The organism is Stenotrophomonas sp. YJH_SMC_17 (assembly GCF_059371655.1).
In genome coordinates, this window is sequence record NZ_JCAFUU010000007.1 from 115665 (window position 1) to 136768 (window position 21104).

The following is a 21104-nucleotide window of genomic DNA, read 5'->3' on the forward strand; positions in this document are numbered from 1 at the left end:
GATCCGGCCAGAATCAGGCGCCGCAAAGGAAAAGCCCCGCTTTCGCGGGGCTCTTCGGGATCAGCTCAGCTGGCCGTGGCAGTGCTTGTACTTCTTGCCACTGCCGCACGGGCAGGGATCATTGCGACCGATCTTCGGCTCATCGCGCTGCAGCTGTGCCACACCCTGGCGCTCGGCCTCCACCTGCGCCGCTTCCTCGTCGGCGCTGTAGCTGCCGGCGTCCTGGTGCTGGAACTGCGACTGGCTCAGGCGAGCTTCCACCTGCTGGCGTTCGGCCGCTTCCAGCGCCTGCACTTCCTCGTCGCTGCGGATGCGCACGCGCGACAGCAGGGTCACCACTTCGCGCTTGACGTTTTCCAGCATGTCCGAGAACAGCTCGAAGGCTTCCTTCTTGTATTCCTGCTTCGGCTGCTTCTGCGCATAACCACGCAGGTAGATGCCCTGGCGCAGGTAGTCCATGCGGGCCAGGTGCTCCTTCCAGCTCTGGTCCAGCACGGTCAGCATCACGTGCTTCTCCAGCGCGCGCATGGTCTCTTCGCCCACGCCGGCTTCCTTCTCGGCGAAGTGCTGGTTCACTCGTTCCTGCACCTTGGCGGCGATGGCTTCGGCGTCCAGTTCCTCGTGTTCCTTGACCAGGTCGGTCAGCGACATCTGCAGGCCGAAGTCCGACTCCAGGGTCGCCTCCAGGCCACGCAGGTCCCACTGCTCGTCGATCGAGTTCGGCGGCACGAAACGGGCGACCACATCGAAGATCACGTCGTCGCGGATGCCATCGACGTTGGCCTTCACCGACTCGGCATCCAGCAGCTCGTCGCGCTGGGCGTAGATCACCTTGCGCTGGTCGTTGTTGACGTCGTCGAAGTCCAGCAGGTTCTTGCGGATGTCGAAGTTGTGGGCCTCGACCTTGCGCTGCGCCTTCTCGATCTGGCGGCTGACCAGGCGGTCCTCGATGACGTCGTCTTCCTTCATGCCCATCATGCGCATGGCCTTCTGCACCCAGTCGGAGGCGAAGATGCGCATCAGGTTGTCTTCCAGCGACAGGTAGAAGCGGGACGAACCCGGGTCACCCTGGCGGCCCGAACGGCCACGCAGCTGGTTGTCGATACGGCGGGACTCGTGGCGCTCGGTGCCGACGATGTGCAGGCCGCCCGCAGCCTTCACCGCGTCATGGCGCTTCTGCCATTCGGCCTTGACCGCCGCCTTCTGCTCGTCGGTCGCGCCTTCGCCCAGCTCGTGGATTTCCGCTTCCAGCGAACCGCCCAGCACGATGTCGGTACCACGACCGGCCATGTTGGTGGCGATGGTCACGGCTGCCGGACGACCGGCATTGGCGACGATGGTCGCTTCGCGATCATGCTGCTTGGCGTTGAGCACTTCGTGCTTCACGCCCGCCTTGCGCAGGTGCTCGGACAGCATTTCCGAGGTTTCGATCGAGGTGGTACCCACCAGCACCGGCTGGCCGCGCTTGGCGCACTCTTCGATGTCGGCCAGCACCGCATTGAACTTGCCCTTGCGGTTGAGGAACACCTGGTCCGGGCTGTCCTTGCGGATGGTTGGGCGGTTGGTCGGGATCACCACCACTTCCAGGCCGTAGATGCTCTGGAACTCGAACGCTTCGGTATCGGCCGTACCGGTCATGCCGGACAGCTTCTTGTACATGCGGAACAGGTTCTGGAAGGTGATGCTGGCCAGCGTCTGGTTCTCGCGCTGGACCGGCACGCCTTCCTTCGCTTCCACCGCCTGGTGCAGGCCGTCGGACCAGCGGCGGCCGGCCAGGGTACGGCCGGTGAATTCGTCGACGATGACCACTTCGCCGTCGCGCACGATGTAGTCCACGTCACGCTGGTAGATGGCGTGAGCGCGCAGTGCGGCATTGAGGTGGTGGACCACGGTCAGGTTCTGTGCCGCGTACAGGCCTTCGGTCTCGCCATCGAGAATGCCGGCTTCGACCAGCAGCTGCTCGGCGTGCCCCATGCCCGCTTCGGACAGGTGCACCTGCTTGCCCTTCTCATCGACCCAGAAGTCGCCTTCGCCGTCTTCCACTTCCTGCTTGACCAGGTGCGGCACGACACGGTTGACGCGGATGTACAGCTCCGGGGAATCGTCGGCCGGGCCGGAGATGATCAGCGGGGTGCGCGCTTCGTCGATCAGGATGGAGTCGACTTCGTCGACGATGGCGTAGTGCAGGCCGCGCTGGTAGCGGTCGGCCTTGGACAGCGCCATGTTGTCGCGCAGGTAGTCGAAACCGAATTCGTTGTTGGTGCCGTAGGTGATGTCGGCGGCATAGGCTTCGCGCTTGTCGCTGTGCGGCATGCCCGGGTACACCACGCCCACGCTCAGGCCCAGCCAGTTGTACAGCTTGCCCATCTGCGCGGCGTCGCGGCGGGCCAGGTAGTCGTTCACGGTGACCACGTGCACGCCCTTGCCTTCCAGCGCGTTGAGGTACACCGGCAGGGTCGCCACCAGGGTCTTGCCTTCACCGGTGCGCATTTCTGCGATCTTGCCCAGGTGAAGCACCATGCCGCCGATCAGCTGCACGTCATAGTGGCGCATGCCCAGCACGCGGCGGCCGGCTTCGCGGCAGACCGCGAACGCTTCCGGCAGCACCTTGTCCAGGGCTTCACCGCCAGCGATGCGCTGCTTGAACTCCGGCGTCTTGGCCTGAAGCTGCTCGTCGGAAAGCTTCTCGATCTCCGGCTCCAGCGCATTGATCTTGGCGACGATGCGGTTGAGCTGGCGCAGCTGTCGTTCGTTACGACTGCCAAATACGCGGGTAAGCAGGCTGTTGATCATTGAAGGAACCGGGTTGGATGGACACGACGCCCGGCCTCCCCCTTGGGATCCGTCCGCCGCAAACGAAACAGGGCGCCTGGCGCCCTGTCGATGGCAACACCCATTGTAGCTTGGGACGGGCGGCTGAGGTTTCAACCCTTTGGAGAGGGGGTCAGGGCCGTTCCGCGTTGCGGAAGGGATCCGCCCCCGTGCTCGATCGGGGTCGGATCCCATTCACCATGGCGAATGGGCTCTGACCCCAGGCCTGGAATCAACCCCGGCTGACGCGGCCGACCGGCGTGTTGCCGCCGTCGCCGAGGAACTTGCGCGGGTTGACCACGTTGCCGTTTTCCCACACCTCGAAGTGCACGTGGGCGCCGGTCGAACGACCGGTGGAGCCTGCCTTGGCGACTTCCTGCCCGGCACGGACCAGATCGCCGACCTTCACCACCAGGCGCGAATTGTGCGCGTAGCGGGTGACATAGCCATTGCCATGGTCGACGTCGACCACGTTGCCATAGCCGCCCTTCACACCGGCGAAGCTGACCACGCCTTCGGCCACGGCCATCACCGGGTCACCGACCTTGGCGTGGAAATCCATGCCCTTGTGGGTGGCGGCACCGCGGCCGAACGGGTCGGCACGGGTGCCGAAACCGGAGGTCACGTAGCTGTTGCGGATCGGCATGCGCGAGGGCACGGCGTTCTGCTGCAGCTGGTGGTCGAACATCAGCGATTCCATCACCGACAACTGGCGGCCTGAAGCAGCGAAGCGCTGCTCCAGCACCTGTAAGTCGGCGTTGACGTCCTTGACCGGGATGTCGCTGGTCGGGCCGCCGGCATCGCCATCACCGAGGCCAGGCGTCTCGTTGAAATCGAATTCGCCGTCTTCCAGCTTGCCCATCTGGGTCAGCCGTTCGCCCAGCGCGTTGAGGCGGGTGGCCTGCGCCTGCAGCTCGCCGAGGCGGGCCGCGAGTGCATTGACCTGGGTCTGCGCATCGCGCTTGACCTTGGCCAGCTCCGCATCCTGGCGCTCGACCTTGGCCTGCAGCCGGGAATCATTCAGCGCGCTGGCGCCAATGCCGCCGGCAAGGCCGATAATGCAGCCTACCCCGAGCACGCTGCCCAGCAGGGCGCGGGGGCGGTCCTCGAAATAGAACCGCAAACGCGTGATCGGCGACGATTTGGCCTGTCCTTCACGCGTTTTGATTACGATCTTTTTGAATGCCATCAGTGAGTTTTCATGTCTGAGCCGAAATCCAGCGTTCGCCCCGCGTCAGTGCCGAAGCCGGCGCTGGATGCGGTGATGGCGGACAAAAGCGGGAACCCGCTGCGGCGTGCCTTGTGGCTCGACGCGCTGGACCGTCAGTTGCGCCCCCAGTTGCCGCCACCTCTGCGCAGCCGTTGCCGGCTGGCCAATGTGGACGGGGAACACCTCGTTTTTCTCGTCGAGTCCCCGGTCTGGCATGCCAAGTTGCGGCTTGCCGAAGCCCAGTTGCTCGACGCGGCCCGTTCCATCGGGCTGAAGGCCACCAGGGTGACCATCAAGACTGCGTCCACCACTCCCTCACGCTCCCCAGCGATCGACAACCGGAATGGCCCCCACGCAGTTTCAGCCGCCACGCACAAAGGGCTACGCGACGCCTTGGCTTGCCTGCAGGACGTTCCTTCGAAGCTGAAGAAGCGGTCCTGACGACAACGGAGCATCCGGCTCCGCTCCCCGTCGCGCGTGTCACCACGGCGTGAAACATTTCGGGGGCCGGGTCGCATCCTAGCTGCCATCCGGGGGGCTGTCGTTAGATTGTTGTTAAAACCGCGTTAAATTCAGGCTTCCGATCCAACAGGTTCACAAAACCGTGACCTCGAACCGGCCCTGGCGGCGGTCAAGCATGCTGAATGCGGTGCGCGTTGCGGAAACAACAACGCCGCCCTTTCAGGCGGCGTTTTTTTCTTTCAATTCAACAACCTGCAGGAATCAGGCGTAGGCCGGCGTTGCGTATTCGACCGGATCCGGCGTGGCCGGCGAGTCGAAGCTGACCCATTCCCAGGCCGTGGCGTCGGCCATCAGCGCGCGCACCAGCTTGTTGTTGAGCGCGTGGCCCGACTTGAAGCCCTCGTAAGCGCCCAGCACCTGGCCACCGGCCAGATAAAGGTCGCCGATCGCGTCGAGGATCTTGTGGCGCACGAATTCGTCGGCGTAACGCAGGCCGTCTTCGTTGAGCACGCGGAACTCGTCCAGCACGATGGCATTGTCCATCGAACCGCCCAGGCCCAGGTTGCGCTCGCGCATGTATTCCAGGTCGCGCATGAAGCCGAACGTGCGGGCGCGGGAGATTTCCTTGGTGTAGGCCAGTGTCGAGAACTCGATTTCCTGGCGCGACTGCTTGGCCGGGATCATCGGGTGGTCGAACTGGATGGTGAATCCCAGCTTGTAGCCCTCGTAGGGGGTGAAGCGGGCCACCTTGTCGCCCTCGGTCACTTCCACGGTCTTCAGCACGCGGATGAAGCGCTTGGGCGCATCCTGCTCCACGATGCCCGCCGACTGCAGCAGGAACACGAACGGGCCGGCCGAACCGTCCATGATCGGCAGCTCGGCCGAGGACAGTTCAACGATGATGTTGTCCACACCCAGGCCGGCCAGCGCCGACATCAGGTGTTCGACGGTCTGGATCTTGGCGTCGTTGCAGGTCAGGCCGGTGCACAGGGTCACTTCGGTGACCAGCTCGGCCTTGGCCGGCACTTCCACGACCGGATCCAGGTCCACGCGACGGAACACGATGCCATGGTTGACCGGTGCCGGGCGCAGGGTCATGTAGACCTTGTCACCGCTGTGCAGGCCAACGCCGGTGGCGCGGATCGTGTTCTTGAGGGTGCGTTGCTGGATCATGGGGGATGGACCGGAAGTGACACATTAGATTAACACGCGCGGTCCCCTACCCCGGCTGAAAGGCAGGCAGGACACACCGGCGCGCCAATGGGGCGCACATGAAGCAGGGCGGCCGGGCCCATCCTGGCCCGGCGCCCGCGTTTTCAGGACATGGTGGCGCAACCCGGGGAGGACAACCCCGGGCCGCTCCGCTCAGTCCGCCTGGCGGCGCAGGAACGCCGGGATGTCCAGGTAGTCGTTCGGCAGTTCCGCTGCAGCCGGGGCCGAAGAGGCCGGGGCCGACGGGGTCGAAGCGGCCGCGGTATCGCTGCTGGCGCGACGCAGGCCCAAGCCCATGCCGCCGACGGCCTTGGACACGGCATCGCCGCCGTTGTCGAAGTCGCCGAACTCCGGCTGGCCGGTGGTGGCGTTGCGGACCAGCTTGATCGGCGCACGCTCGCCCGGACGCTGGGTCTTGCTGGCCGACACGCGGTTCAGGCCGGTGGCCACCACGGTCACGCGCACTTCGTCCTGCATGTCCGGGTCGAGCACGGTGCCGACCACCACGGTGGCGTCTTCGGACGCGAAGCCGTCGATGGTACGGCCGATCTCGTCGAACTCGGCCATGGTGAAGTCGGCGCCGGCGGTGATGTTGACCAGGATGCCGTTGGCACCGGCCAGGTTCACGTCGTCCAGCAGCGGGTTCTGGATGGCCGATTCGGCGGCGGCCTGGGCGCGGTCATCGCCACGGGCGGTACCGGTACCCATCATCGCCAGGCCCATTTCGGACATGACGGTGCGCACGTCGGCGAAGTCGACGTTGATCAGGCCCGGACGCACGATCAGGTCGGCGATGCCCTGCACGGCGCCCTGCAGCACGTCGTTGGCGGCACGGAAGGCCTGGATCATGGTCGCGTTGCGGCCCAGCACGGTGATCAGCTTCTCGTTCGGGATGGTGATCAGCGAGTCGCAGTGCTGGCTCAGTTCCTCGATGCCCTTCAGCGCCACCTGCATGCGGCGACGGCCTTCGAACGGGAACGGCTTGGTGACCACGGCCACGGTCAGGATGCCCATTTCCTTGGCCAGCTGCGCCACCACCGGTGCGGCGCCGGTGCCGGTGCCGCCGCCCATGCCGGCGGTGATGAACACCATGTCCGCGCCCTGCAGCGCGTCCATGATGCGCTCACGGTCTTCCAGCGCAGCCTGGCGGCCGACTTCCGGGTTCGCGCCTGCGCCCAGGCCCTTGGTCACGTTGGTACCCAGCTGCAGCTGCAGCTTGGCACCGCAATTCTTGATGGCCTGCGAGTCGGTGTTGGCGGTGATGAATTCCACGCCGTCCACTGCCGAGTTGACCATGTGCGCCACGGCATTGCCGCCGCCGCCGCCCACGCCAACCACCTTGATCACCGCATTGGGTGCCATCTTTTCGATCAGTTCAAAATGCGCCATGTCCGTGTCCTCGTTGTATCCGCTTGTCGGTGGCATGGACGGTCGGGCCTCCTGCCTTTGCGTGTCATGTTGCCGATGCGGCTGTGTGGGTTGTGTGTTGCGTTGTTGCCGTCTATTGCAGGTACTGCGACCGGGTACGCCCGGGTGTTGCAGGTTCCGCGTCAGAACTCGCCGCGGAACCAGGTCTTGAGTTTCTTGAACATGCTTCCGGCGCGCCCGGTCGGCAGCGACGGGCGACGCGGGTGCTCGATCTGGCTGCCCATCAGCAGCAGGCCCACACCGGTGGCATGCACCGGGTTGCCGACTACTTCGCCGAGGCCGGTGACGTGCTGCGGAATGCCCACGCGCACCGGCATCTGCAGCATTTCCTCGGCCAGCTCGACCACGCCTTCCATCTTCGAAGCGCCACCGGTCAGCACCATGCCGGCGCGCACCAGTTCCTCGAAGCCGGAGCGCCGCAGTTCGGCCTGCACCATCTCGAAGATCTCCTCGTAACGGCCCTGCACCGCCTGCGCCAGCGAATGGCGCGGCATGCGACGCGGCGGGCGGTCGCCCACCGACGGCACCTGGATGCTTTCCTCGGCGGTGGCCAGCTGGGCCAGGGCGCAGGCATAGCGCACCTTGATCTGCTCGGCTTCCGGGGTCGGCGTGCGCAGCATGTGCGCGATGTCGTTGGTCACGTGGTCGCCGGCGATCGGCAGCGAGGCGGTGTGGCAGATCGCGCCCTGCACGAACACCGCGATGTCGGTGGTGCCGGCGCCCATGTCGACCAGCACCACGCCGAGTTCGCGTTCGTCTGCGGTCAGCACGGCCACGCTGGAGGCCAGCGAGGACAGCACCAGGTCATCCACCTGCAGGCCGCAGCGCTGCACGCACTTGCTGATGTTGGCCGCGGCCGACTGCGCGCACACCACCAGGTGCGCATGCACCTCCAGGCGCACGCCGGTCATGCCGACCGGGTTGCGGATGCCTTCCTGCGAGTCGTCCAGCACGTACTCACGCGGGATCGCGTGCAGGATCTTCTGGTCGGCCGGAATCGCCACCGCCTTGGCCGCATCGAGCACGCGATCCAGGTCGCCCCAGGTCACTTCCCCGTCGCGGATCGGCACGATGCCCGGCGAGTTCTTGCACTGCACGTGGTTGCCGGAGATCGAGGCGTACACCGAGCGGATCTCGCAGCCGGCCATCAGCTCGGCTTCTTCCACCGCGCGCTGGATCGACTGCACGGTCGATTCGATGTCCACCACCACACCGCGCTTCAAACCGCGCGACTCATGCGAGCCGATGCCGATCACTTCGATCGGATTGCCCGGCGAATACTCGCCCACCAGCGCCACCACCTTGGAGGTGCCGATGTCCAGGCCAACGATCAGCGATTTGTCACCCTTGCGATTCATGTCCTTTCCTGCGTCCTGCTGGCCGGGGTCGCCGGCGTTTTCGCCGGCGTGGCCGGGGTACCCCAGCTCAGCGTGAAACCATTGGTGTAACGGAGGTCGGCGCGCTCGATCGGCGCGTCCTGGCGGTTCAGCTGCGGCAGCACCTTGACGAAGCGCTGCAGGCGCGAGCGCGCGTCGTCGCGGCCAACCACCACTTCGGTGCCGTTGCTCAGCACCAGCGACCAGCTGCCGCGTGCATCCATCGTCACCCGGCGCACGTCGACGCCGGCCGGTGCGAACAATGCACGCGAGTCGCTGTACAGCTTCATCACTTCTTCGGTCTGGCTGTCCGGACCGTCCAGTTCGGGCAGCGCCAGGTCGGCCAGCTTCTTCGGCGTGGGGAACAGCTTGCCCTGCTCGGAGACCAGGCGATCGTTGCCCCAGCGCGCGAATGGCTTGTGCTCGACCAGGGTCACTTCCAGCACATCCGGCCACTGCTTGCGTACCCGCGCGCTTTCCACCCACGGCAGCTTTTCCAGTGCGTCCTGGGCATCCTGCAGCTTGACCGCGAAGAACCCGGCGCGCGCGTAGGGCAGCAGTACCTGCTGCAGCTGTTCGGCCGGTACACGCTTGAACTCACCGTGCACGCGCAGCTTCGCCAGCGGCCAGCGCTCGGCGCCGACCCAGCCATTGACCACGGCCACCACCGGCAGTGCAACCACCGACAGCGCCAACAGCCAGACGAAGATGCGCAGCACCGCGTTCATGCGTGCGAGGCCTCCAGGGTCTGTTCCAGCACGCGCCACACCAGCTCTTCAAAGTTGATGCCGGCCTGCCCGGCCGCCTTGGGCACCAGCGAGTGGCTGGTCATGCCCGGCGCGGTGTTCACTTCCAGCAGGAAGAAGCGGCCGCTGCTGCGGTCACGCATGACATCCACGCGGCCCCAGCCACGGCAACCGGCGGCACGGAACGCGGCCAGCGCGATGCGGCGGATCTCGTCCTCGTCGGCACCGTCCAGGCCCGGGCACAGGTACTGGGTGTCCTCGGCGATGTACTTGGCGTTGTAGTCGTACCACTGTCCCTTGGGCACGATGCGGATCGACGGCAGCGCGACGTCACCGAGGATGGCCACGGTCAGTTCGTCGCCGACCACCATCTGCTCCATCAGCAGCTGGCCGTCGTAGCGCGCGGCCAGCGCCACGGCCTCATCCAGGCCGGCCTCGTCGGTGACCCGACTGATGCCCACGCTGGACCCTTCATTGGCCGGCTTCACCACCACCGGCAGGCCCAGTTCGGCCGCCAGCGCATGCACGTTCGACGCGTCGACCTTCCGGTACTGCGGGGTCGGCAGGCCCAGCGACAGCCACACCTGCTTGGTGCGGATCTTGTCCATGCTCAGCGCCGAACCCAGCACGTCCGAACCGGTGTACGGCACGCCGAAGGCATCCATCAGGCCTTGCACGATGCCGTCCTCACCGCCACCGTTGTGGCCGTGCAGGATGTTGAACACGCGGTCGATGCCACCGGCGGCCAGGGCCTTGGCCAGCGCCGGGATGCCATCCACCGCGAACGCATCGACGCCGCGCGACTGCAGGGCTTCGAGTACGTTGCGGCCCGAATCCAGCGACACTTCGCGCTCGCTGGAGCTGCCACCGAGCAGCACGGCGACGCGGCCGAACACGGCCGGGTCGGTCACGCGCAGCGGCGGGAACGTCAGCGTACTCACGCTTCACCCTCCGCCTTGAAACCTTCCACGGCGATATGGCTCGCGACGGCGCCAATGTCGCCCGCCCCCATCATCAGCAGCAGATCACCGTCCTGCAGCACGTCGGGCAGCACGCTGGCCAGTTCGGCGGCCTTGCCCACCACCACCGGCTCGCTGCGGCCGCGCGCACGGATGGCACGGGCCAGCGCGTGCGAATCGGCACCGGCAATCGGCTCCTCACCGGCCGGGTAGACCTCGCTCAGCACCAGCGCGTCGACGCTGGACAGCACGGCAGCGAACTTGTCGAACTGATCGCGGGTACGGCTGTAGCGGTGCGGCTGGAAGGCCACCACCAGGCGCTTGTCGGCCCAGCCACCGCGGGCGGCGGCAAACACAGCCTCCAGCTCGCTCGGGTGATGGCCGTAGTCGTCAATGATGCGGACCTTGGCACCGCTGGCGGTGGTCACCTCGCCCAGATCGTTGAAGCGACGGCCAACGCCGGCGAAACTTTCCAGCGCGCGTGCGATCGCGTCCGGGGCCACGCCCAGCTGCCAGCCCACCGCCGCAGCGGCCAGCGCGTTGAGCACGTTGTGCCTGCCCGGCAGCGCCAGCACCACTTCCTGGCTGGTGCCCTGCGGCAGGCGCAGGGTGAAGCGCATGCGCGACCCTTCCTGCACCACGTTCTCGGCACGCACGTCGGCCTGCGGGCTCATGCCGTAGCTCATCACGTGGCGCGGGGTCTTCGCCGCCAGCGCGGCCACTTCCGGGTCGTCGATGCACAGCACCGCCAGGCCGTAGAACGGCAGGCGCTGCAGGAACTCGGCGAACGCCGCCTGCACGCGGGCAAAGTCGTTGCCGTAGTTCTCCAGGTGATCCGCATCAATGTTGGTGATGATCGACATCAGCGGGTTCAGGCGCAGGAAGCTGCCATCGCTTTCATCGGCCTCGGCCACCAGCCACTGCCCACCACCCAGCTTGGCGTTGGCACCGGCGGCCAGCAGCTGGCCACCGATCACGAAGGTCGGGTCCAGGCCACCTTCGCTCAGCACCGCCGCGGTCAGGCTGGTGGTGGTGGTCTTGCCATGGGTACCGGCCACCGCGATGCCGCGGCGGAAGCGCATCAGCTCGGCCAGCATCGCCGCACGCGGCATGATCGGAATGCGCTGGCTGCGCGCTTCCATCAGTTCCGGGTTGTCTTCGCGGATGGCACTGGAGACCACCACGCAGTCGGTGCCCAGCACGTTGGCCGCGGAGTGGCCGCGCATGATGCGCGCACCCAGGCTGGCCAGGCGGCGGGTCGCCACGTTGTCGGCGTTGTCCGAGCCGGACACTTCATAGCCCAGCGTCAGCATCACTTCGGCGATACCGCTCATGCCGGTGCCGCCGATGCCGACGAAATGCACGCGGGGGAAGGCGCGCACCAGGTCGTTGGTGTCGTGCAGGCGACGGATCATGCGCGGCCTCGCGCAGGGCAGGCGCGGTGGCATGCCTTCTTCATACAGCTTCCTCAAGAATGATATCGGCGATGCGCTCGGCGGCATCGACCTTGGCCAGGGCACGCGCGGCGTGTGCCATCTGCATGCGGCGGGCGGGATTTTCGGACAGATCGCGCAGCAGTGCGGCAATGCCGTCGGCCAGCGTTCCGTCCTGCTTCAGCAACACCGCCGCGCCGCGCTCGACCAGGTACTCCGCATTGCGGGTCTGGTGATCGTCGACGGCGGCGGGGAATGGCACCAGCACGCTGCCGACACCGACCGCGCACAGCTCGGCCAGCGTCGAAGCGCCGGCGCGGCACACCACCAGGTCGGCCCATGCAAAGGCTTCGGCCATGTCGGCGATGAACGGCGTGATCTCGGCCTGCACGCCGGCCTTGGCATACGCCTCGACCGCTTCGGCATGCATCTTCTCGCCGCTCTGGTGGCGCACCTGCACCGGGACCGCGGCGCCCAGTGCAGCGATGGCCTGCGGCACGCCGGTATTGAGCGCACGTGCACCCTGGCTGCCACCCACCACCAGCACGCGCAGCGGGCCGTGGCGGTCGGCGAAGCGCTGTTCCGGCGGTGCGATGGCGGCAATCTCAGCACGCACCGGGTTTCCGACGAACTCCTCGCGCTTGGCGAAGGTGCCCGGGAAGCCGGTCAACAGGCGGCGCGCATAGCGCGACAGGATGCGGTTGGTCATGCCCGGTGCGCGGTTCTGCTCGTGCACGATCAGCGGCAGGCCGTGCAGGCGCGTGGCCATGCCACCGGGGCCGGAGGCAAAGCCGCCGAAGGCCACCACCGCACGCGGCTGACGCTTGCGGATGATCATGCCGGCCGCGCGCAGCGCGCGCATCAGCCGCCACGGCGCACCCAGCAGGGCCAGCTTGCCCTTGCCGCGCAGGCCGGTGATGGCCAGCGTGTCGATGGCGATCTCGTGCTTCGGCACCAGGCGGGTTTCCATGGCGCCTTCGGCGCCCATCCAGGTGACCGGCACGCCACGCTCGCGCAGCACGCGGGCCACGGCCAGGCCGGGGAAGATGTGACCGCCGGTACCACCTGCCAGGATCATCACCGGGCGGGCGTTGGAAGCGCTGCTCATGACAGCCTCCCGAAGGTCGGCTCGATGCGCGACTGCAGGCGGCTGGTGCCACGCGCAGCGTTCGGCGCTGCGGCAGCCACCGGCTCGGCGCTCACCGGAACGCTGGCCGCGACCGGCGCGTCGCTCGGCTCGGCAGCGGCGTCCTCGGCGCCACCGATGCGCACGGCCTGACGGCGCTCGGCGCGCTTGAGCTCATAGGACACGCGCAGCAGCAGGCCCATCGCCACACAGGTCATCAGCACCGACGAACCGCCGGAGGAGATCAGCGGCAGGGTCAGGCCCTTGGTCGGCAGGATGCCCAGGTTCACGCCGATCGAGACGAAGGTCTGCATGCTGATCCACAGGCCGATGCCGAAGGCGATGTAGCCGGAGAAGTGGCGCTTCATTTCCACGCAGCGCATGCCCAGCCAGAAGGTGCGGCCGACCAGCAGCGCGTACAGGGCCACGATCACGCAGGTGCCCAGGAAGCCGAATTCCTCGGCGGTCACCGAGAAGATGAAGTCGGTGTGCGCTTCAGGCAGGTAGTACAGCTTCTGCACCGAGTTGCCCAGGCCAACGCCGGTCCACTCGCCACGGCCCACCGCCATCAGCGCGTTGGACAGCTGGTAGCCGTCCCCCTGCTGGTCGGCCCATGGGTCCAGGAAGGAAGTAATGCGGCGCATCCGGTACGGCTCGATGATCGCCAGCGCGCTCATCCCTACCAGGCCGATGATCACCGGCATCGACATGCGCGGCATGTTCACCCCGCCCAGTACCAGCATGCCGGCGGTGATCGCCAGCAGCAGGGTGGACGAGCCGAAGTCCGGCTGCAGCAGCAGCAGCACCACCAGCGCACCGGCCACGCCCAGCGGCTTGAGCATCGCCGGCCAGGTCGCGTTGACTTCGTCGCGGAAGCGCACCAGATAGCTGGACAGCCAGACGATGTAGAGCACCTTCACCGCTTCGACCGTCTGGAACTTGGAGATGCCCAGGTTGATCCAGCGGCGCGCGCCGTTGACCGTACTGCCCAACCCCGGCATGAACACCGCCAGCAGCAGCACGAAGCAGCCCAGCAGCAGCATCTGGTTGTACTGCTCGATGGACTTCAGTTCGGTGCGGGCGGCGATGACCGCCAGCACGATACCGACCGCCAGGAAGATCAGGTGGCGGTTGAGGTAGTAGAACGGGCTGCTCATCAGCGCGATCGAACTGGATGCCACCATCACCACGCCCACGCCGGTGAGCGCGATGATCGCGCCCAGCAGCCACTTGTCGTAGCTGCCTTCGATGGCTTCAAGGCGTGTTGCCTGGCGGGACAGGTCGTTCATCTCAGCGCACCTTCAACGTGGCCAGACCGATCAGCACGAGTACGACGGAGATGATCCAGAAGCGCACGATCACGCGCGGCTCGGGCCAGCCCTTCAGTTCGAAATGGTGGTGGATCGGCGCCATGCGGAACACGCGCTTGCCGGTCAGCTTGAACGAGGCGACCTGGATCATCACCGACAGGGTTTCGATGACGAACACGCCGCCCATGATCACCAGCACCAGCTCCTGGCGGGTGATCACCGCGATCGTGCCCAGCACCGCGCCCAGCGCCAGCGCACCGATATCGCCCATGAACACCATGGCCGGATAGGTGTTGAACCACAGGAAGCCCAGGCCCGCACCGGCAATTGCCGCGCAGATGATGACCAGCTCACCGGCACCTGGAATCTGCGGGATCTGCAGGTAGTTGGCGAACACCGCGTTGCCCGAGGCATAGGCGAACACACCCAGCGCGCAGGCGACCAGTACGGTCGGCATGATCGCCAGGCCGTCCAGGCCATCGGTCAGGTTTACCGCGTTTGAGAAACCGACGATCCAGAAGTAGGCGATGGCCACGAAGCCGATGCCGGCCAGCGGCAGCGCGATCGACTTGAACATCGGGATGTAGAAGGTCAGCGCCGCCGGCACGTCGGCGGTGTAGAACAGGAACAGGCCCGCGGCCAGGCCGAAGATCGACTGCAGCAGGTACTTCCAGCGCGACTTCAGGCCGTTCGGATCGCGACGGACGATCTTGATCCAGTCGTCATACCAGCCGATGGCGCCGAAGCACAGCATCACCGCCAGCACCAGCCACACGTAGCGGTTGCGCAGGTCGGCCCACATCAGCACCGACAGGGTGATGGTGAGCAGGATCAGCGAACCGCCCATGGTCGGCGTACCGGCCTTGGAGAAATGGGTCTGCGGGCCGTCCTGGCGGATCGGCTGGCCGCCCTTGAACTGGGCAAGCTTGCGGATCATCGCCGGGCCGAGCCACAGCGACAGGAACAGGGCCGTCAGTGCGGCAAGGATGGCGCGGAACGTCTGGTAGTTGAACAGCCCGAACAGGCTCTCCAACTGCTGCAACCATCGAGCCAGTTCATACAACATGCGGGGATTCCTCTCCTTGCGCCAGCAGCGCTTTGACAATCGTGTCCATGGCGCTGCCACGGGAACCCTTGACCAGGCAGCGCACGCCGGCGTGCAGCTCGTCCTTCAGCGCCTGCGACAGCGCGTCATGGGTGGTGAAATGACGGCCGCCTTCGCCGAACGCAGTGGCGGCGGCGGCGCTGAGCGGACCCAGCGCGTACAGACGCTTCAGTCCGGCAGCGCGTGCGCGGATGCCCGCCTGCGCATGCAGTGCCTGGGCATCCGGGCCCAGTTCGCGCATGTCGCCCAGCACCAGCCAACCCTCTTCCGGGGCGGCGGCCAGGGCATCGATGGCCGCAGCCAGCGAGCCGGGATTGGCGTTGTAGCTGTCATCCACCAGCACCGCGCCGTTGCGCAGCTGATGGGCGATCTGCCGACCCGGCACCGGCTGTGCCTCGGCCAGGCCGGCGGCAATCAGCGCGAGATCGACGCCGGCAGCCAGCGCCAGGCTGGCCGCGGCCAGCGCATTGCTGACGTTGTGGCGACCCGGCAGGCCGAGCACCACACGCACTTCGCCGGCCGGCGAAACCAGGGTGAACTGGCTGCCCTGGGCACCGGCGCGGATGTCGCGCGCGGTCACGTCGGCGGTATGTTCCAGGCCATAGCGCAGCACGCGGCAGCGCGGCGGGGTGCCGACGAAATGCTGTTCGAACCAGCGGCCGTAGGCATCGTCGGCGTTGATCACCGCCACACCATCGGCCGGCAATGCGGCATAGATCGCGCCCTTGGTCACCGCCACGCCGAGCAGGCTGCCCATGCGTTCCAGGTGTGCCGGGGCGATGTTGTTGACCAGCGCATAGCGCGGGCGGGCGATGTCGGTCAGGTAGGCGATGTCACCCGGCTTGCCGGCGCCCATCTCATAGACGGCATAGTCGGCATCTTCCGGCGCATCGATCACCGCCAGCGGCAGGCCGATCTCGTTGTTGCGGTTGCCCGGGTTGGCGTAGACCACCTTGTGCGCATGCTGTGCCACCTGCTGCAGGATCGACAGCAGCAGGCTCTTCACGCTGGTCTTGCCGTTGCTGCCGGTGATCGCGAACACCTCGGTGCCGCGGTCACGCTGCATGCCGGTGGCGATCTTCGCCAGCGCCCGCTCGGCGTCGGCCACCAGCACCTGCGGCAGCTCGATCGGCAGCAGGCGCTCGACCAGCAGCGCACTGGCACCGCGTGCCTGTGCGTCGGCGGCGAAGTCATGACCGTCGAAACGCTCGCCGCGCAGCGCCACGTACAGGCTGCCCGGACCGAGGTTGCGGGTGTCATGGCTGACCGCATCGATGGCCACGTCGTCGCCGTGGATCTCGCCGCCGGCCCAGTGCGCGATCAGCGAAAGCAGGGTGCGCTTCATGCGATGCCCTCCCCGGCCTGCGAGCTCAGAACACCGGCCTTGGCCGCCAGCGCAGCGGCGGCCACTTCGGTGTCGTCGAAGTCATGGCGCACGCCGTTGACCTCCTGGTACGGCTCGTGGCCCTTGCCGGCGATCAGGATGATGTCGCCGGCGCCGGCGCGCTTCACCGCCAGGCCGATCGCACGCGCGCGGCTGCGCTGCACGGTCACCGCCTCGGCGTTCTGGAAGCCGGCCAGGATGTCGGCCACGATCACGTCGCCATCTTCGCCACGCGGGTTGTCGTCGGTGACGATGACATGGTTGGCCAGGCGCTCGGCAATGGCCGCCATCTGCGGGCGCTTGCCGGTATCGCGCTCGCCACCGCAACCGAACACGCAGAACAGCGCGCCGTGCAGGTGGCCGTGCAGGCTGTCCAGCGCCTGTTCCAGCGCGTCCGGGGTATGTGCGTAGTCGACCACCACGGTCGGCAGGCCGTCTTCGCCGCCGAGGCGGTTCATGCGGCCGCGGATCGGCTGCAGCGCCGACAGCACTTCGGCAATGCGCGGCAGCGGCTGGCCCTGCGCGTGCAGGGTACCGGCCACGGCCAGCAGGTTGTCCACGTTGAAGCGGCCCAGCAGCGGCGACTGCACCGCGGCGCGCTGGCCGTCAATGACCAGTTCGAACGCAATGCCACGACCATCCAGCTGCAATGCTTCGGCGCGCACGCTGGCATCGCTGGCACCACGCGAACTCAGGCCGATCGGCTGCACGCCCGCCGGCAGGCCGGCAAACAGCTGGCGACCGAAGGCATCGTCCAGGTTGATCACCGCCGCCTTCAGGCCCGGGCGATGGAACAGCCGCGCCTTGGCCGCGCCGTAGCTGGCCATGTCGCCGTGGTAATCCAGGTGATCGCGGGTGAGGTTGGTGAACACCGCCACGTCGTAATGCACGGCATCGACGCGGCCCTGGTCCAGCGCGTGCGAGCTGACTTCCATCGCCACCGCGCGCGCACCTTCGTCGCGCAGCTGCGCCAGCAGCGCATGCATCTGCAGCACCAGCGGCGTGGTGAAACCGGTCGGTTCAACTGCACCATAAAGTCCGGCGCCCAGCGTGCCGATACTGCCACTGGGCGTGCCGAGCAGGTGCCAGGCCTGGGCCAGCAGCTGCACGGTGGAGGTCTTGCCGTTGGTGCCGGTCACGCCAACCATCGCCATCGCCCGCGACGGTGCGCCATGGAACTGGTCGGCCATCGCGCCCATGCGCGCACGCAGGCCCGGCACCGCGATCGCATCGATCGGGGCCGGCAGCTCGGCAGGTGCCGGCGGTTCGAACAGGATGGCGCCAGCGCCCGCCGCACGGGCCTGCTCGACAAAGCCCAGGCCATGCGCGCCGAACCCGGCGATGGCGACGAAGGCATTGCCGGGGCGCACGGCGCGGCTGTCCAGCACCAGGCCGGTCAGAACGGGATCATGGCCCGCCAGGGCCACGTCCGGAAGCAACTGCGAAAGCAACATCGAAGGACTCATTGCGTGCCTCCCGTAGCGGGCGGCGTCTGGGCATGCGCGCTGGGCAGCGCAGCATCGAATTCAGCGGCGGCATCCGCCGGCAACGCGGTTTCGGCCGGCGGCGCAGGCAGGATCGAGGCCGAGTGGCCGACCTTGCCGGACTGCTGCGCGGCCAGCCACGACTGCAGGTCGTCCAGCGGCACGTCCATCAGGCGCAGTGTGCCTTCCATCACGTTGTGATAGACCGGCGCCGACACCAGGCCGCCGTAGAACTTGCCGGCCTGCGGGTCGTTGATGACGATGACGGTGGCGAAGCGCGGGTTGGTGGCCGGCACCACGCCGGCGAACAGCGCGTTGTAGTGGCCGCGCTCGTAACCACCTGGACCGGCCTTTCGCGCGGTACCGGTCTTGCCGGCCACGCGGTAGCCCAGCACCGCCGCCTGCTTGGCGCCGCCCTGGGTGACCACCGTTTCCATCATCGCCACCACCTGCTTGGCGACGTTCTCGTCGATGATCTGATGCGCCTCGTTGCGCTGGCCCTTGACGAAGGTCGGTGCGATCAACTTGCCGCCATTGGCCAGCGCCGAGTAGGCGGTGGCGATCTGCAGCGGCGTCACGTTCAGGCCGTAGCCGTAGGACATGGTGGTCTTGGTGGCACCGTCCCAGTTGGCCGGGCGCCGCACCACGCCACCGGATTCCCCCGGGAAGCCGCTGTGCGGCACCGAGCCGTAGCCGAAGCGGCGCACGCCGTCATAGAACACCTGGTCCGGCATCTTCGCCGCAACCTTGGCCGCGCCGATGTTGGAACTGCGGGTGATCACGCCGGTCACGTTCAGCACGCCGTTGTTGCGCGGCACGTCGCGGATGGTGAAGCGGGCTACCTGCATGTAACCCGGGTTGGTATCGATGATGGTGTCCTTGGTCACCGCACCGGCCTGCAGCGCGGTGGCGATGGTCAGCGGCTTCATCGTCGAACCCGGCTCGACCAGGTCGGTCACCGCACGGTTGCGGCGCGCATCGGGCAGCGCGCCGGTCAGCGAATTCGGGTTGTAGGTCGGCAGGTTGACCATGGCCAGGATCTCGCCGGTGGTCACGTCCATGATCACCATCGAACCGCCGGCGGCCTTGTTGGCGACCAGCGCGTTGCGCAGCTCCTTGAAGGCCAGGTACTGGATGCGGCGGTCGATGCTGAGGGTCAGGTCCTTGCCCGGTTCAGCAGCGCGCAGCAGATCGCTTTCGACGGTCTCGCCCTTGCGGTTGCGGATCACCCGCTTGGCACCGGCCTTGCCGCGCAGCCATTCATCGAACGCCAGCTCCAGGCCTTCCTGGCCGCGGTCGTCGATGTTGGTGAAGCCCAGCACGTGCGCCATCGCCTCACCCTGGGGGTAGAAGCGGCGGAACTCGCGCTGCGCGGCCACGCCCGGAATCTTCAGCGCGACCACCTTTTCTGCCTCGTCCGGATTGATCCGGCGACGCAGGTACATGAATTCCTTGTCCGACTTCTGCGACAGGCGGCTGCTCAGCTCGTCCACGGACATGCCGACCGCCTGGGCCAGCTCCGGAATGCGCTCGGGCGAACGCAGCAGGTCCTGCGGATTGACCCAGATCGAGGCGACCGGGGTGGATACCGCCAGCGGCTCGCCGTTGCGGTCGGTGATCATGCCGCGCGAGGTCTTGATCGGCAGCTCGCGCAGGTAACGGGCCTCGCCCTGGCGCTGGTAGAAGTCGCTGTTGATGATCTGCACGTAGGCGGCACGACCGACCAGCGACACCGAGCACAGGCCGAGCGCCAGCGCGACCCAGCGCAGGCGCTGGCGCAGGTTGAAGGCGTTGCGCGGGCGGTTGCGGCCGGCCTTGCTCATGGCCGCACCACCACGATGTCCCCGGCTTCGGGGAACTTCATGCCGAGCTTCTCGCGGGCGATGCGATCCACGCGGTTGGCTTCGGCCAGCGTGGCCTGTTCCAGCTGCAGGCGGCCGAATTCCAGGTTGATGTCATCGCGCTTGCGTTCGGCGCGCGACAGCTCGATGAACGTCTGCCGATGACGGTGGCGCACGAACACGACGCCGATCGCCGAGGCCACGGTCGAGGCCAACAGGATGATCAGCAGCAGCCGGCTCATGCGTCGGCCTCCCGCTTCTGGGCCACGCGCAGCACGGCGCTGCGGGCGCGCGGGTTGGCGGCCAGCTCTTCGTCGGTGGCCTTGATGGCACCGCCGATCAGGTCCAGCGTCGGCACGAACGCGACCGCCTCGGGCAGGCGACGGTTGGCCGGCGGCGCCTTGGCCAGGCGGTTCATGTACTGCTTGACGATGCGGTCTTCCAGCGAATGGAAGCTGATCACCGCCAGCCGGCCACCGGGCTTGAGCCGCTCCACCGCCGCATCGAGGCCGGCTTCCAGATCGGCCAGCTCGCGGTTGATGTGGATGCGGATGGCCTGGAAGCTGCGCGTGGCCGGGTGGATCTTGTCTTTCCCACGCGGCATCACCGAAGCGATCAGCTCGGCCAGTTCGGCAGTGCGGGTGAACGGCTGCTTCTCGCGGCGCGCTACGATGGCACGGGCGATGCGGCGGCTCTGCCGCTCTTCGCCGTAGGTCCACAGCACGTCGGCAATCTCGCGGTCTTCCACGCGGTTGATCCACTGCGCGGCGCTTTCGCCGCTGTCCGGGTCCATGCGCATGTCCAGCGGGCCGTCCTTGCCGAAGCTGAAACCGCGCTCGGCCACGTCCAGCTGCGGCGACGACACGCCCAGGTCGAACAGCACGCCGTCCAGGCCTTCGGCCGTCGCATCCCACTGCAGCAGCTGGGCGAAGCTGCCACGGAAGATGGACACGCGCGGGTCCGGCGCGAAATCGCGCTCGGCAACGGCGATGGCTTCCGGATCCTTGTCCATGACCAGCAGGCGCCCCTCGGGACCGAGCTGGGTGAGCACACCACGTGCATGACCGCCACGACCGAACGTGCCATCCAGATAACGTCCGTTTTCGATCACCCTCAGGCCTTCAAGGACCTGGGTGTACAGGACCGGCAGGTGCACCGCCGGCGACTGCGACACCGGAAGGTGACCGGTCTGCGCTTCTGGGCGCATCCGGGCACCC

Annotated in this window: 16 protein-coding genes and 1 pseudogene; 1 reads left to right on the forward strand and 16 read right to left on the reverse strand. The window is 67.1% G+C overall.

Features of this window, described 5'->3' with window-relative positions:
* Positions 1-60: 60 nt before the first annotated feature.
* Positions 61-2793, reverse strand: a complete 2733-nt coding sequence (gene secA / locus AC5P8Z_RS16970; RefSeq protein ID WP_495229570.1) for a preprotein translocase subunit SecA — start codon at positions 2791-2793, stop codon at positions 61-63.
* Between the two features lie 250 nt (positions 2794-3043).
* Complete coding sequence (locus AC5P8Z_RS16975) at positions 3044-4000, reverse strand: M23 family metallopeptidase (RefSeq protein ID WP_286070963.1); 957 nt, start codon at positions 3998-4000, stop codon at positions 3044-3046.
* A gap of 12 nt (positions 4001-4012) precedes the next feature.
* Here AC5P8Z_RS16975 and AC5P8Z_RS16980 point away from each other — a divergent pair, with 12 nt between their 5' ends.
* Complete coding sequence (locus AC5P8Z_RS16980) at positions 4013-4462, forward strand: DciA family protein (RefSeq protein ID WP_286070962.1); 450 nt, start codon at positions 4013-4015, stop codon at positions 4460-4462.
* Between the two features lie 282 nt (positions 4463-4744).
* Here the strand turns inward: AC5P8Z_RS16980 and lpxC are convergent, their stop codons facing one another.
* The 14 genes and pseudogenes from lpxC to rsmH all read right to left on the reverse strand — a co-directional run bounded on the left by lpxC (position 4745) and on the right by rsmH (position 21094).
* Positions 4745-5656 (reverse strand): UDP-3-O-acyl-N-acetylglucosamine deacetylase, encoded by a 912-nt coding sequence (gene lpxC / locus AC5P8Z_RS16985; RefSeq protein ID WP_004143722.1) that lies wholly within the window; start codon positions 5654-5656, stop codon positions 4745-4747.
* Positions 5657-5848: 192 nt separating this feature from the next.
* Positions 5849-7084 carry a cell division protein FtsZ gene (ftsZ, locus tag AC5P8Z_RS16990; protein WP_286070961.1) on the reverse strand — a complete coding sequence of 412 codons (1236 nt, stop codon included), beginning with the start codon at positions 7082-7084 and terminating at the stop codon, positions 5849-5851.
* A gap of 161 nt (positions 7085-7245) precedes the next feature.
* Positions 7246-8481 carry a cell division protein FtsA gene (gene ftsA, locus AC5P8Z_RS16995; RefSeq protein ID WP_005408083.1) on the reverse strand — a complete coding sequence of 412 codons (1236 nt, stop codon included), beginning with the start codon at positions 8479-8481 and terminating at the stop codon, positions 7246-7248.
* Between the two features lie 68 nt (positions 8482-8549).
* A pseudogene (locus AC5P8Z_RS17000) lies at positions 8550-9227 on the reverse strand (cell division protein FtsQ/DivIB); the annotation flags it as partial.
* Positions 9224-10186, reverse strand: a complete 963-nt coding sequence (locus AC5P8Z_RS17005) for a D-alanine--D-alanine ligase (RefSeq protein ID WP_286070960.1) — start codon at positions 10184-10186, stop codon at positions 9224-9226. The gene AC5P8Z_RS17005 and the pseudogene AC5P8Z_RS17000, both read right to left, overlap by 4 nt.
* The gene (gene murC / locus AC5P8Z_RS17010; protein ID WP_180865295.1) at positions 10183-11619 is read right to left on the reverse strand and encodes a UDP-N-acetylmuramate--L-alanine ligase; all 1437 of its coding nucleotides are present in this window, start codon (positions 11617-11619) and stop codon (positions 10183-10185) included. The genes AC5P8Z_RS17005 and murC overlap by 4 nt, the downstream gene beginning before the upstream one ends.
* A gap of 40 nt (positions 11620-11659) precedes the next feature.
* Positions 11660-12745, reverse strand: coding sequence for an undecaprenyldiphospho-muramoylpentapeptide beta-N-acetylglucosaminyltransferase (gene murG, locus AC5P8Z_RS17015; RefSeq protein ID WP_495229571.1), 1086 nt, complete (start codon positions 12743-12745; stop codon positions 11660-11662).
* Positions 12742-14052, reverse strand: coding sequence for a putative lipid II flippase FtsW (gene ftsW, locus AC5P8Z_RS17020; protein ID WP_286070957.1), 1311 nt, complete (start codon positions 14050-14052; stop codon positions 12742-12744). Before ftsW ends, murG begins: the two co-directional genes overlap by 4 nt.
* 1 nt (position 14053) lies before the next feature.
* Positions 14054-15139, reverse strand: coding sequence for a phospho-N-acetylmuramoyl-pentapeptide-transferase (mraY, locus tag AC5P8Z_RS17025; RefSeq protein WP_180865298.1), 1086 nt, complete (start codon positions 15137-15139; stop codon positions 14054-14056).
* Positions 15129-16523 (reverse strand): UDP-N-acetylmuramoyl-tripeptide--D-alanyl-D-alanine ligase, encoded by a 1395-nt coding sequence (locus AC5P8Z_RS17030; RefSeq protein ID WP_495229572.1) that lies wholly within the window; start codon positions 16521-16523, stop codon positions 15129-15131. Before AC5P8Z_RS17030 ends, mraY begins: the two co-directional genes overlap by 11 nt.
* Positions 16520-18028: a UDP-N-acetylmuramoyl-L-alanyl-D-glutamate--2,6-diaminopimelate ligase gene (locus AC5P8Z_RS17035; RefSeq protein WP_286070955.1), complete on the reverse strand. Its 1509-nt coding sequence runs from the start codon at positions 18026-18028 to the stop codon at positions 16520-16522. The genes AC5P8Z_RS17030 and AC5P8Z_RS17035 overlap by 4 nt, the downstream gene beginning before the upstream one ends.
* Positions 18025-19869, reverse strand: a complete 1845-nt coding sequence (locus tag AC5P8Z_RS17040) for a peptidoglycan D,D-transpeptidase FtsI family protein (protein WP_286070954.1) — start codon at positions 19867-19869, stop codon at positions 18025-18027. Before AC5P8Z_RS17040 ends, AC5P8Z_RS17035 begins: the two co-directional genes overlap by 4 nt.
* A complete protein-coding gene (ftsL, locus tag AC5P8Z_RS17045; protein WP_005408074.1) occupies positions 19866-20129 on the reverse strand; it encodes a cell division protein FtsL in 264 nt (87 codons plus the stop codon). Before ftsL ends, AC5P8Z_RS17040 begins: the two co-directional genes overlap by 4 nt.
* Entirely contained in the window at positions 20126-21094 is a 969-nt protein-coding gene (gene rsmH / locus AC5P8Z_RS17050) for a 16S rRNA (cytosine(1402)-N(4))-methyltransferase RsmH (RefSeq protein WP_019661066.1), read from the reverse strand. Before rsmH ends, ftsL begins: the two co-directional genes overlap by 4 nt.
* Positions 21095-21104: the final 10 nt, after the last annotated feature.

Coding starts and splice junctions, on each gene's coding strand:
- secA (WP_495229570.1), bottom strand. CDS start 2,793: ATGATCAACAGCCTGCTTACCCGCGTATTTGGCAGTCGTAACGAACGA.
- AC5P8Z_RS16975 (WP_286070963.1), bottom strand. CDS start 4,000: ATGGCATTCAAAAAGATCGTAATCAAAACGCGTGAAGGACAGGCCAAA.
- AC5P8Z_RS16980 (WP_286070962.1), top strand. CDS start 4,013: ATGTCTGAGCCGAAATCCAGCGTTCGCCCCGCGTCAGTGCCGAAGCCG.
- lpxC (WP_004143722.1), bottom strand. CDS start 5,656: ATGATCCAGCAACGCACCCTCAAGAACACGATCCGCGCCACCGGCGTT.
- ftsZ (WP_286070961.1), bottom strand. CDS start 7,084: ATGGCGCATTTTGAACTGATCGAAAAGATGGCACCCAATGCGGTGATC.
- ftsA (WP_005408083.1), bottom strand. CDS start 8,481: ATGAATCGCAAGGGTGACAAATCGCTGATCGTTGGCCTGGACATCGGC.
- murC (WP_180865295.1), bottom strand. CDS start 11,619: ATGATCCGTCGCCTGCACGACACCAACGACCTGGTGCGCGCCTTCCCC.
- murG (WP_495229571.1), bottom strand. CDS start 12,745: ATGAGCAGCGCTTCCAACGCCCGCCCGGTGATGATCCTGGCAGGTGGT.
- ftsW (WP_286070957.1), bottom strand. CDS start 14,052: ATGAACGACCTGTCCCGCCAGGCAACACGCCTTGAAGCCATCGAAGGC.
- mraY (WP_180865298.1), bottom strand. CDS start 15,139: ATGTTGTATGAACTGGCTCGATGGTTGCAGCAGTTGGAGAGCCTGTTC.
- AC5P8Z_RS17030 (WP_495229572.1), bottom strand. CDS start 16,523: ATGAAGCGCACCCTGCTTTCGCTGATCGCGCACTGGGCCGGCGGCGAG.
- AC5P8Z_RS17035 (WP_286070955.1), bottom strand. CDS start 18,028: ATGAGTCCTTCGATGTTGCTTTCGCAGTTGCTTCCGGACGTGGCCCTG.
- AC5P8Z_RS17040 (WP_286070954.1), bottom strand. CDS start 19,869: ATGAGCAAGGCCGGCCGCAACCGCCCGCGCAACGCCTTCAACCTGCGC.
- ftsL (WP_005408074.1), bottom strand. CDS start 20,129: ATGAGCCGGCTGCTGCTGATCATCCTGTTGGCCTCGACCGTGGCCTCG.
- rsmH (WP_019661066.1), bottom strand. CDS start 21,094: ATGCGCCCAGAAGCGCAGACCGGTCACCTTCCGGTGTCGCAGTCGCCG.